Source organism: Prevotella sp. E13-27 (genome assembly GCF_023217965.1).
GTDB lineage: Bacteria > Bacteroidota > Bacteroidia > Bacteroidales > Bacteroidaceae > Prevotella.
Genome location: NZ_JALPSC010000001.1, coordinates 1,784,224 through 1,795,810 on the forward strand (window position 1 = coordinate 1,784,224; position 11,587 = coordinate 1,795,810).

Below are 11,587 nucleotides of genomic sequence, written 5' to 3' on the forward strand. Positions count from 1 at the left end.
TTAGAGCTTGTACAAGTCGTTCGCTGCCATGAGTTCAACCTTCATTTCAGAGAGGATGCGGTCGCACTCCTCGAGATCGGTAGGACGTATGACAACATGGGCGACATCGCCGTTGGCAAATGAGTACATGTACTCGATGAAGACACCCTTTTCAGAGAGCTTCTTAAGCACTATGGCAAGTGAACCGCTGATGTTCGGACATACGAAACCGATAACATCTGTGATTTTTACTGCAAAATGCTTTTCTTTCAAGACGGCATAGGCCTTCTCCGGATCGCTGACTATACAGCGGAGAATGCCGAAGTCGCTGTTGTCGGCAATACTCATGGCAGAGAGGTTGATGCCAGCCTCACCAAGAATCTCGGTCACCTCGTTAAGACGACCAGACTTGTTTTCAAGGAAAATAGATAATTGTTTTGCTAACATAATTATTAAAGGTTTTATTGGGTTACCGTGATAATGATTAAACGATTATTCGATTAAACGATTATTCGATTAAACGATTAAACGACAAAACGATGCTTTACTTAAACTGTCGCTTGTCGATGACGCGCTTGGCCTTGCCTTCGCTTCGCTCAATGCTCTTCGGCTCAGCCAGCTTGACCTTGAAGCCGAGACCGATGACTGAGCGCAGTTCAGCCTCAAGTTTCTTCTGAATACCGACCATCTGTCCCATCTCGTCAGTGAAGTATTCTTCCTTAACCTCCACGCGCAGTTCACAGGTGTCGGTGTTGTTGACACGGTCAACGGTAAGCATGAAGTGGGGCTCGAATTCTGGAACACTGAGGATGACAGCCTCAATCTGTGATGGGAATACATTGACGCCGCGAATGATGAGCATGTCATCGCAGCGACCGAGTATGCGGTCCATGCGTACCAGCGTTCTGCCGCATGAACACTTGTCATAGTGAAGAGCTGTGAGGTCGTGGGTGCGATAACGAAGCAGTGGCATGCCCTCTTTCGTGAGATGGGTAAACGTCAGCTCGCCAAGTGTACCCTCAGGAAGTGGCTCTCCAGTCTGCGGGTCGAGAATCTCAGGATAGAAATAGTCTTCGTTGAGGTGGGTGCCATGCTGACACTCGCACTCATAGCCTACGCCAGGACCGGCAATCTCTGATAGACCGTAGATGTCATAGGCTTTGATGCCTAAAGATGACTCAAGTTTGGTACGCATCTCTTCAGTCCATGGCTCGGCACCGAAGGCACCGACGCGAAGTTTGAACTCATCGCGCTGCCATTCGCACTCTTGAAGAGCTTCGCCGAGGAATAGTCCGTAGCTTGGGGTGCAGCAGAGAATGGTTGTGCCGAAGTCGTGCATCAGTGTTATCTGTTTCTGAGTGTTGCCGCTGGAGATAGGTATCACGCTTGCTCCGATGTTTGTTGCACCATCATGAGCGCCAAGTCCGCCAGTGAACAGTCCATAGCCATAAGCAATCTGGAAGATGTCGTCTTTCGTTGCGCCATAAGCAGTGAAGGCGCGTGATATAGCCTCTGACCACATGGCAAGGTCCTTGCGAGTGTAGAGCACTACCACAGGCTTGCCTGTAGTTCCGCTGGAAGCATGGATACGAACTATCTGACTCATTGGCACGGCTGCCAGTCCGAAGGGGTAGTTGTCGCGCAGGTCGAGTTTGTTGGTGAATGGTAGCTTGACAATATCATCAATGCTCTTGATGTCGCCAGGCTCGAGTCCCATCTCCTGAAACTTTTTGCGGTAGAAGGGTGTGTTGTGATAGACATACTCTGCCATCTTGACAAGACGGCGGCTTTGCAGTTCGCGAAGTTGTTCGCGGTCCATGCACTCAATGCTCGGATTCCAAATCATAAGTTTAGTTTTGATGTGTTGTGTTATTGTTTAAGAAGATATTCCTTGAAGTCCGCAAATTCTTTTGTCATCGGGATGCTCTGCTTGGTACCTTTCATGAAGGCCTGCAGACGCTCGGGAATCTCAACATCGATGCCGAGAATCTCGTCAACCTTCTCTTTGAACTTCGCAGGGTGGGCTGTCTCACAGAAGATGCCTATCTCTCCTGGTTTCAACTGCTCCTCTAAGGCGCGATAGCCGCATGCTCCGTGTGGGTCGAGAACGTATCCTGTTTCGGCATAACACTTGCGCATGGTCTCTTTTATCTGTTCGTCGCTATAGGTTGCACCGCTGATTAGGCTTGTTATGCGGCGGTGGGTCTCTTCGGAAGAAAGCTTGCCATTCTCACTATAGAGGTTGATGATACGAGCAAAGTTGCTTGGGTCGCCCACATCCATCGCGTTTGCCAGTGTCTGTTTCGATGGCTTCGGCTCGTATTTGCCTGTCTGCAGGTAGTTATAGAAGATATCGTTTGCGTTGTTGGCAGCAATGAAACGGCTGACGGGAAGACCCATCTGATGACCGAACAGGGCTGCACAGATGTTTCCGAAGTTGCCGGAAGGAACACACATGACAAGCTGAGAGTCCTTAGCGTTTGATACGGCGTTGAAACGCGCTACTGCATTAAAGTAGTAGAATGCCTGTGGCAGGAAACGTGCTACGTTTATGCTGTTTGCTGAGGTGAGCATCATGTGACGGTTCAGTTCTTCATCCATGAAGGCGCTCTTAACCAGTCGCTGGCAGTCGTCAAACACACCATCTACCTCAATGGCGGTGATGTTCTTGCCCAGTGTGGTGAACTGACATTCCTGTATGGGACTTACCTTCCCCTTAGGATAGAGCACATAAACATGGATGCCATCAACGCCAAGGAAACCGTTGGCCACTGCAGAACCGGTGTCGCCAGAGGTGGCTACAAGGACATTGACGGTGGAGGGGACTGCGACGGTGTCGCAGTTTACTGAACCGTTGTGGCTTACTGAACCATTGCGAAGGAAGTACTGCAATAGGCGCGCCATGAACCTTGCACCAACATCCTTGAATGCCAAGGTGGGACCGTGGAAGAGCTCAAGAACGTAGATGTTGTCTTTGATTTTCTTTATAGGGCAGTCGAACTGCAGGGTGTCATAGACGAGGTCTTGCAGTGCATCGCCATCGACGTCCTCGCCGAAGAACGCATCAGCCACTGTGTAGGCGATGTCCTGAAATTTCATGTCTGCCATGTCATCGAAGAATGCCTGTGGCAACTTATTTATACGTTCAGACATATAAAGACCGCGGTCTTCAGCCAGTCCCTTTACTACTGCCTTCTGCAGGTCGGCTATGGGAGCCTTTCCGTTTGTGCTATAGTATTGCATATTGTGTCAGATTTGAAATCAGCTTTAGATTTTGTTTGAACTTGGTTTATTGTATCTTCATCAGTGTCTGCATGAACTCATTAAGGCGCAGCAGGCCATAACCACCGTTTGTGCACGACACTTCATCGTAGTGTTCAACATCATCTGGCTCTATACCATTATAATATATAATAAAAGGTACAGGCTCGTTGACGTGGATACGCATCTCTACTGGGGTGGGGTGATCGGGGAGTACGGCAATGCATACTGGCTCACTCATTAGCTTCGTAGCTTCAACGATTGGCTTTATCAGCCGTTGGTCGAGGTAGTTTATTGCACGCAACTTCAGTTCGAGGTCACCGTCATGGCCTGCCTCGTCGGTAGCCTCTACGTGTACAAAGACGAAGTCGTCCTTTTTCAGTGCCTCAATAGCTGCCTGTGCCTTACCTTCATAGTTGGTGTCGGCAAGACCGGTAGCACCGGGAACTTTGATGATGCGCAGACCTGCGTATTTACCTATGCCCTGGATGAGGTCCACGGCAGAGATGACAGCACCTGTCTTTACCTGTGGGTATTGTTCCATCAGTGTTTTCATCGAAGGACGATAGCCGCCAGACCATGGCCAGATGCTGTTTGCCTGGCGTTCACACTGGGCTGCTTTCTCCAGGTTGTAAGCGTGGCGTGGGAGCAGTTCCTGAGAACGCAGAATGAGTTTGTTGATCAGCTCTACGGTTTCTTCAGCTTCGTGCTCATAGCCTTTCTCAGCAGTGACGAGAAGAGGTTTCCATTCTTCGTTTGGATGGTCGTGAGGAGGATTGCAGACAATGTGTTTCGATCCGCCCTTGATGATGAGCAGGTGTCGGTACTGTATGCCGCAGATGAACTTCACACGTTCGAAGCCCGCCTCTTCGTTTATGGGGCGCGCCAGCGTTTCGTTAAGATAGTCGATGAGTTTGCGGGCATCTTCGGTCTGAAGGTTACCACCGTTGTGGGTTATGATTTTTCCATCCTCAAGGGTTATGATGTTACAGCGTATAGCGAAGTCGTCAGGCTGCATGTCATAGCCTATGGATGCTGCCTCCAGCGGACCGCGTCCTTCATATACCTTGTTAAGGTCATAGCCGAGTATGGCTGTGTTTGCCACTTCGCTGCCAGGGGGAAAGCCTTCGGGCACGGTGATGAGGCGACCTGTGCGTCCGTTCTTTGCCAACATGTCCATCACAGGCTTGTCGGCATACTGCAGAAGTGTCTTACCACCCAGTCGCTCCACGGCGTGATCGGCCATTCCGTCACCAAGTATTATAATATGTTTCATATTAAATATTTGCTATTGACATGATGTTTGCAAAAACTCCTGCAGCGGTGACGCCGGCACCGGCACCATAGCCTTGGATGAGCATCGGGTATTCCTTATAGCGCTCGGTGGTGAGTAATACGATGTTGTTTGAACCTTCCAGTCCATAGAACGGATGACGCTGATCCACAGCTTCGAGGGATACGGAGGTCTTGCCACCATCCATCTTCGCTACGAAACGCCAGCGCTTGCCTTCCTCCTCCAGTACCTTGCGACGGGCTTCGAAGTCGGCATCAAGTGATGGAAGAGCCTTCCAGAAGTCATCTTGAGAACCGTTGAAGAAACTGTCGGGGAGGAATAGATGCTTTTCTACATCTTCCTGTTCCACCTGATAGCCAGCCTCGCGAGTGAGGATGACCAGCTTGCGTATAACGTCCTTACCGCAGAGGTCTATACGTGGGTCGGGCTCGCTATAGCCTTTTTCTTTTGCCTGTCTAACGGTCTCGGAGAGCGGAATGTCCTTGGAGATGGTGTTGAAGATGAAGTTCAATGTTCCGCTCAGCACAGCCTCGATGCGAAGAATCTTGTCGCCTGAGTTGCGTAGGTCGTTGATGGTGCCGATGATGGGCAGACCCGCTCCTACGTTAGTCTCAAAGAGAAACTTGACACCACGCTGCAAAGCAGTCTTCTTCAGTCGGTGATAAGCATCGTAAGGACCGCTTGCGGCAATCTTGTTAGCCGTAACCACGGAGATGTTGTGGTCGAGGAAGTCCTGATAGAGTGCTGCTACGTCAGCTGAAGCAGTGCAGTCCACGAATACAGAGTTGAAGATGTTCATGTTGATGATAGCATCTCCCAGCTTCTCTGTAGGAAGCGGTGCCTCATCCATCAGTTCCTTATAATGGCGGAGGTCTATTCCGTCGCGGTTTAAGATGTATTTCTTACTGCTGGCTATGCCCACAACTTTGAGCTTCAGCCTGCGTTCCTCCTTCAGCTGCTTGTACTGTGAGTTTATTTGCTCCAAGAGGTTGCCGCCAACGGTGCCTATACCGCAGACAAACAGGTTCAGTACCTTGTATTCAGAAAGGAAGAATGAGTCGTGGAGTACGTTGAGTGACTTACGCAGAAATTTAGAGTCAACAACGAACGAGATGTTTGTCTCAGATGCGCCCTGTGCGCAGGCGATAACACTGATGCCGCTTCGTCCCAGCGTGCCGAACAGCTTACCTGCGATGCCGGGCGTGTGTTTCATGTTCTCGCCTACGATAGCTATTGTTGCCAGTCCGCTTTCTGCATGCATTGGGAACATGGCACCTGTAACAATCTCTTTCGAGAACTCCATGTTCAGCACCTCTACTGCACGCTGTGCATCCTCATCACGCACACCGATAGATGTAGAGTTCTCTGATGATGCCTGACTGACCATGAATACCGAAATACCGTTCTCTGCCAGTGTGGAGAAGATGCGGCGGTTCACGCCGATGACACCTACCATTGACAGACCTGTTACCGTTATGAGCGTAGTACCATTGATGCTGGAAATACCCTTAATCATGCGGTGGTCATTCTCAATCTTCTGTTTGATGAGAGTGCCTGGATGTTCGGGGTTGAAAGTGTTCTTAACCTTTATGGGGATGTTCTTTACACAGACAGGGTATATGGTTGGCGGATATACTACTTTGGCACCGAAGTTACAAAGTTCCATTGCCTCGACATATGACAACTCGTTGATGGTATAGGCGGTCTTGATGACGCGTGGGTCGGCAGTCATGAATCCGTCAACATCAGTCCATATCTCGAGTACGTCTGCATCAAGGGCGGCAGCAATGATGGCTGCAGTATAGTCAGAACCGCCGCGTCCAAGGTTCGTTGTCTCGCCCGTGTCACGGTCTTTCGAAATAAAACCTGGCACGACAGGCACTGTTCTGCCTCCTTCTTCTTTTGTAGCTGTGGCACAGCTGCATACTGAGCTGAAGGCTTCGCGCACTAAATCTGCTGTCATCTCTGCATCGAGCACATGCTTGCCCTGCTTGCGTACGGTCTTTATGAAGTGGCGACTGTTGAAACGCTCACCACCATTGATGAGGGTCGCTACGATGTGCGAACTGAGACGCTCGCCATAGCTGACGATGGTTGCCTGAGTCTTTGGGCTGAGATCGTGTATGAGATATACACCATAGTATATAGAGCGCAACTGCTCGAAAAGATCGTCGAGCGTGTGTAGCAGTGCTGTTTGTCTCGTTTTATCGGTTATGATGGCATCAACCATGTCATGGTGGCGTTTCTGCATGCTTTCGAACTCCGCTTTCCATGCGTCGTCACCGCGTAATGCCATTTGGGAGGTAGCTATAAGTTTGTCGGTGATACCTCCCAGAGCGCTCACTACGACAATCACTTGTTCCTGTTCGGCCTCTACAATTTTCTTAAGGCTCAGGATACTTTCTACGGAACCTACGGATGTTCCGCCGAATTTCATTACTTTCATTTTTGTGTCTTTTTTGTTGTTATAATAACCCCTTAACGGACGGGGCGATGACTTTACAATCGGCAAAGGTACTATTAAGTGAGCAAAAAGCAAAATTTTTTTTACTTTTTCGAACGCAAGCATGCTTTTCGCTCTACTTTTTGCGCCTTTGTAGGTAAAAGAGTCTTGATGAAAGATAAGAAGATTGTAAAATGATACTACCTAATAAAGCAAATGTGGGAACTTTCGGGACATTTCTTTTGCTGTGTGGGAAAAAAATAGTATTTTTGCGTCGCAAAATGAAAATAGAGTTATGACAAAGGAGCAAGATATAAAGAATGCTATTGATGTGATGCGTAAGGGCGGTGTCATTCTGTATCCTACAGATACCGTCTGGGGAATAGGCTGTGATGCTACAAATGCGGAGGCAGTCAAGCGTGTTTATGAGATAAAGCAGCGAGATGACTCGAAGGCGCTTATTTGTCTGGTGGACTCTGATGCACGCATGCAGCGTTATGTTAGGAATGTACCCGATGTGGCTTGGCAATTGATTGATTGCGCCCCGGAAAAGCCCACTACGCTGATTCTTGACGGAGCTGTGAATCTGGCGCCGAACCTCATTGCTGAGGACGGATCTATCGGAATTCGAATCACTAATGAGGAATTTTCGAAAGAATTGTGCTATCGTTTCCAGAAGGCTATCGTTTCAACATCGGCAAACATAAGTGGAGAACCTGCCGCACAGAACTATCGTGATATTGACCCACGTATCATAGAGGCTGTCGATTATGTATGTTGGACCCGTAGGCAAGAACATCAGCCACATAAGCCGTCAAGCATAATACGTCTGCGTCCGGATGGACAGGTAGAGATTATAAGGAAGTGATAAGCTGATAATGAGCGAATTATAGGGAATGAGGAACGATAAGTACGCATTGTTTTTTGATATCGACGGAACCTTGGTGAGTTTTAAGACTCACAAGATTCCTCCTTCTACTATCTTTGCTCTTACGCAGGCAAAGGCAAACGGACATAAGGTGTTCATTGCCACAGGCCGGCCCATACAGATAATAACGAATCTTGGCGCCATAGAGCATCTCATTGACGGATATATCACAACCAATGGTGCCTATTGTTATGTGGGTGACGAAGTGGTGAGCTGTCATGCCATAGCAAATGAAGATGTTGAGACGATGCTTGAAGATGCCCGCCGATATGATTATTCATGTGTGGTGGCAAGCGAGACGCAGTTTGCTGTTTATAATCCTCATCCGGATTTCGACGAGATATTCATAAAACAGCTGTCTGTTGAAGGACTCGACGCTTCGAATATGAATGTTGACGTGGCATTGTCGGAGCGTATTCTCCAGTTTTCACCGTTCTTCGATGTGGAGCATGAGAAAAAACTTATGCAGCGTCTCACCGGCTGTATCTCAGGTCGTTGGCATCCGGCTTTCACCGATATTACGGCTCGCGGTACTGACAAAGGAAGCGCTCTGCATGAGATGGCGCAATTCTTGGGCTTGCAGATGAATCGTATGGTTGCTTTTGGCGACGGCGGAAACGACCTGACGATGATACGCGAGGCAGGTATAGGCATCGCCATGGGCAATGCAAACGATGTGTTGAAACAGGCGGCAGATTATATAACGACTACCGTCGATGATGACGGTGTGCTTAACGCATTGCGCCATTATGGCGTGGTATAGGAAATAATTAACATGGATATAACAGTAGAAAGCGAACAACATGTTTTCTGGTTTACAAGACTGAACCAGTGGCGAAAGGAGCATATCAGTGAGAAGATGTTCGTGCTGATATTAGCTTTCTTCGTGGGATTGCTTTCAGCGGTGGCTGCGTTCATACTACACTGGATAATTAATGAAATAGTATATCTCCTGACAAGTCAGTTCAATGCCGACTCATCAAACTGGCTTTATCTCGTATATCCTGTGGTCGGTATTTATCTTACGTCGCTTTTTGTGAGATATGTAGTAAAAGACAATATCTCTCATGGTATAACGCGAATACTATATGCAATATCTTCGAACAAGTCGAGACTGAAGTCACATAACACATGGTCGAGCGTAATAGCATCTGCCATAACAATCGGCTTCGGTGGTAGTGTGGGTGCTGAGGCTCCTATAGTTTTGACTGGTTCTGCCATAGGCTCAAATCTTGGACGCCTGTTCAGAATGGATAGCCGCACGCTGATGTTGCTTGTGGGATGTGGAGCGGCAGGTGCCATAGCAGGCATCTTTAAAGCCCCGATAGCAGGACTGGTGTTTACGCTTGAGGTACTCATGATTGACATGACCATGACCTCACTGCTGCCTATACTCGTATCGTGCGTTACGGCGACCTGTTTTACCTATATCTTCAGTGGCGATTCGGCGCTCTTTACGTTTCATCTTGATAACGATTGGACAGTGGAGCGTGTGCCCGCATGTGTGTTGCTTGGTGTGTTCTGCGGATTGGTGAGCCTTTACTTCATACGCACCATGACATTTGCAGAAGGAATTTTCGCACGCTTCAAGGATAAGCCATATGTGAAATTACTTATAGGAGGCTCAGTACTTAGTCTTCTAATCTTTGTGTTCCCATCATTGTATGGTGAGGGATATAACTCTATCAACCTGTTGTTGAACGGAAAGACCGAAGCTGACTGGAACCAGATACTTAATAACTCGCTTTTCTCGGGCAATCCCAATGCGCTCATATTCTATATTGCTATGGTGCTGCTGTTGAAGGTATTTGCCACATCGGCTACCAATGGAGGCGGTGGTTGTGGCGGTACGTTCGCTCCATCGCTGTTCATAGGCTGTTTTGCAGGTTTCCTGTTCTCGCGTCTGTGGAACATGCATGAGATAGGTGTTTATGTGCCGGAGAAGAACTTCGCACTGATGGGTATGGCAGGTGTGATGTCTGGAGTGATGCACGCACCGCTTACCGGCATATTCCTTATTGCTGAGCTGACAGGCGGCTATAGCCTGTTTCTTCCACTGATGATAGTATCTGTAAGTAGCTATCTCACAATAAACATATTTGAGCCTCATAGTATATACAGCTCCCGTCTCGCAAAAGAAGGTAAGCTGATAACCCATCATACTGATAATGCTGTGCTCACGCTGATGCAGCTCGATTCTGTAATAGAACGCGACTACCTTTCAGTGGCACCTGACATGGAACTTGGACAGATAGTGCACAAGATAAGCCGTTCGCGTAACAGCGTGCTACCTGTCCTTGACGCAGCTGGCACTCTGTTAGGTGAGGTGGATATCACTAAGATACGTCATGTGGTGTTTCGTATAGAGCTATACCATCATTTCACGGCTTCGCAGCTGATGCAGGAACCGCCAGCCAAACTCACTGACAGTATGCCTATGGTGAGGGTGATGAAAGCATTCGACCGTACACATGCCGACTGGCTGCCGGTGGTTGACAGAGACGGAAGACTTATAGGATACATATCGCGTCAACGTATCTATATGCAGTATAGAAAGATGGTCGCAGATATGAGTGAGGAGTAGTCGTTTGTAATTATTAGTTGATATTTAATGCAGAAAGAAGATTTGCGTATAGTGTTCATGGGAACACCAGAGTTTGCCGTTGAGACCTTGAAGGCATTAGTGGAAAACGGTTATAATGTAGTGGCAGTGGTCACTCAGCCAGATAAGCCTGTAGGACGTCATGGCTCTGTGTTACAGCCATCTGCTGTAAAGGTATATGCCTTGGAGCATAACCTGCCAGTACTTCAACCAGAGAAGATGAAAGATGCTGCTTTTGTTGAGGAGCTGCACTCTTACAACGCTAATCTGCAGGTCGTTGTTGCATTCAGGATGCTACCCGAGGTCGTGTGGGCAATGCCTGAGTATGGCACCTTCAATGTTCATGCAGCCTTGCTGCCTCAGTATCGTGGAGCTGCGCCTATCAACTGGGCGATAATTAACGGTGAGACGCAGACGGGAGTAACGACTTTCTTCCTTGACCACGACATTGATACGGGTCGAATCATAATGCAGTTGCCTTTCGACATACCGGACACGGCTGACGTGGAGTATGTCTATGACGGACTGATGTACCTTGGTGCAGAGATATGTCTGCAGACCCTTAGCCGTATTATCGAGGCAGACGGACATCCGGAAAGTGTCCCACAGGAAGACGATTCACAAATTTCATTGAAATCTGCTCCTAAGATTTTTAAGGAGACATGTCAGATTGACTGGAATAAGTCATCGAAACAGGTGTATGACTTCATTAGGGGATTAAGCCCTGTGCCCGGAGCATGGACTATACTGCGGTCTGCCGATGGACATGACACAGTGCTGAAGATTTTCAAGGCGACAAAAACGGAAAAACCTTCAGATAATAGGGTGGGGCAGATTATAGCTGACAAGCGCCACTTGTTTATTGCTTGTGCCGACTGCCTCCTACAGATTGATGAGCTACAGCTTGCTGGCAAGAAGCGCATGGACGCCCAGTCGTTCGTTAACGGAATGAAAGATCTTAGCAGTTGTTCAGTCATCTGAAAAATCTAAAAAAAATATTCTTTTTTATATAATAAATTCATAGGCTGTTGCGTTTCAATTATGAAACTCATTCATTAAACAACTAAATGCAATAGCCTA

9 protein-coding genes are annotated in these 11,587 nt (G+C 48.1%); 4 read left to right on the forward strand and 5 right to left on the reverse strand.

Annotated elements, in window-relative coordinates; all coding sequences use genetic code 11:
* From M1L52_RS07055 to thrA, 5 genes are all read right to left on the reverse strand, one after another.
* Positions 1 to 426, reverse strand: coding sequence for an ACT domain-containing protein (locus M1L52_RS07055; protein WP_248614226.1), 426 nt, complete (start codon positions 424 to 426; stop codon positions 1 to 3).
* 97 nt (positions 427 to 523) lie between these two features.
* Positions 524 to 1,825: a phenylacetate--CoA ligase family protein gene (locus M1L52_RS07060; protein ID WP_248614227.1), complete on the reverse strand. Its 1,302-nt coding sequence runs from the start codon at positions 1,823 to 1,825 to the stop codon at positions 524 to 526.
* Between the two features lie 23 nt (positions 1,826 to 1,848).
* Positions 1,849 to 3,222 (reverse strand): threonine synthase, encoded by a 1,374-nt coding sequence (gene thrC, locus M1L52_RS07065; protein WP_248614228.1) that lies wholly within the window; start codon positions 3,220 to 3,222, stop codon positions 1,849 to 1,851.
* Positions 3,223 to 3,268: 46 nt separating this feature from the next.
* Positions 3,269 to 4,516 carry a cofactor-independent phosphoglycerate mutase gene (locus tag M1L52_RS07070; protein ID WP_248614229.1) on the reverse strand — a complete coding sequence of 416 codons (1,248 nt, stop codon included), beginning with the start codon at positions 4,514 to 4,516 and terminating at the stop codon, positions 3,269 to 3,271.
* A gap of 1 nt (position 4,517) precedes the next feature.
* Entirely contained in the window at positions 4,518 to 6,980 is a 2,463-nt protein-coding gene (gene thrA, locus M1L52_RS07075; RefSeq protein ID WP_248614230.1) for a bifunctional aspartate kinase/homoserine dehydrogenase I, read from the reverse strand.
* A 292-nt stretch (positions 6,981 to 7,272) separates the two neighbouring features.
* Here thrA and M1L52_RS07080 point away from each other — a divergent pair, with 292 nt between their 5' ends.
* From M1L52_RS07080 to fmt, 4 genes are read left to right on the forward strand one after another with little or no spacing between them, the layout of a single operon-like run.
* Entirely contained in the window at positions 7,273 to 7,845 is a 573-nt protein-coding gene (locus tag M1L52_RS07080) for an L-threonylcarbamoyladenylate synthase (protein WP_248614231.1), read from the forward strand.
* 28 nt (positions 7,846 to 7,873) lie between these two features.
* Positions 7,874 to 8,668, forward strand: a complete 795-nt coding sequence (locus M1L52_RS07085; RefSeq protein ID WP_248614232.1) for a Cof-type HAD-IIB family hydrolase — start codon at positions 7,874 to 7,876, stop codon at positions 8,666 to 8,668.
* 12 nt (positions 8,669 to 8,680) lie between these two features.
* On the forward strand, positions 8,681 to 10,489 hold the full coding sequence (locus M1L52_RS07090) for a chloride channel protein (RefSeq protein WP_248614233.1): 1,809 nt from the start codon (positions 8,681 to 8,683) through the stop codon (positions 10,487 to 10,489).
* Between the two features lie 27 nt (positions 10,490 to 10,516).
* A complete protein-coding gene (gene fmt, locus M1L52_RS07095; protein ID WP_248614234.1) occupies positions 10,517 to 11,488 on the forward strand; it encodes a methionyl-tRNA formyltransferase in 972 nt (323 codons plus the stop codon).
* The last annotated feature ends 99 nt before the right edge of the window (positions 11,489 to 11,587 follow it).

Excerpts from the sequence above, each read along its gene's own strand:
- M1L52_RS07055 (WP_248614226.1), bottom strand. The coding sequence starts at position 426 with ATGTTAGCAAAACAATTATCTATTTTCCTTGAAAACAAGTCTGGTCGT.
- M1L52_RS07060 (WP_248614227.1), bottom strand. The coding sequence starts at position 1,825 with ATGATTTGGAATCCGAGCATTGAGTGCATGGACCGCGAACAACTTCGC.
- thrC (WP_248614228.1), bottom strand. The coding sequence starts at position 3,222 with ATGCAATACTATAGCACAAACGGAAAGGCTCCCATAGCCGACCTGCAG.
- M1L52_RS07070 (WP_248614229.1), bottom strand. The coding sequence starts at position 4,516 with ATGAAACATATTATAATACTTGGTGACGGAATGGCCGATCACGCCGTG.
- thrA (WP_248614230.1), bottom strand. The coding sequence starts at position 6,980 with ATGAAAGTAATGAAATTCGGCGGAACATCCGTAGGTTCCGTAGAAAGT.
- M1L52_RS07080 (WP_248614231.1), top strand. The coding sequence starts at position 7,273 with ATGACAAAGGAGCAAGATATAAAGAATGCTATTGATGTGATGCGTAAG.
- M1L52_RS07085 (WP_248614232.1), top strand. The coding sequence starts at position 7,874 with ATGAGGAACGATAAGTACGCATTGTTTTTTGATATCGACGGAACCTTG.
- M1L52_RS07090 (WP_248614233.1), top strand. The coding sequence starts at position 8,681 with ATGGATATAACAGTAGAAAGCGAACAACATGTTTTCTGGTTTACAAGA.
- fmt (WP_248614234.1), top strand. The coding sequence starts at position 10,517 with ATGCAGAAAGAAGATTTGCGTATAGTGTTCATGGGAACACCAGAGTTT.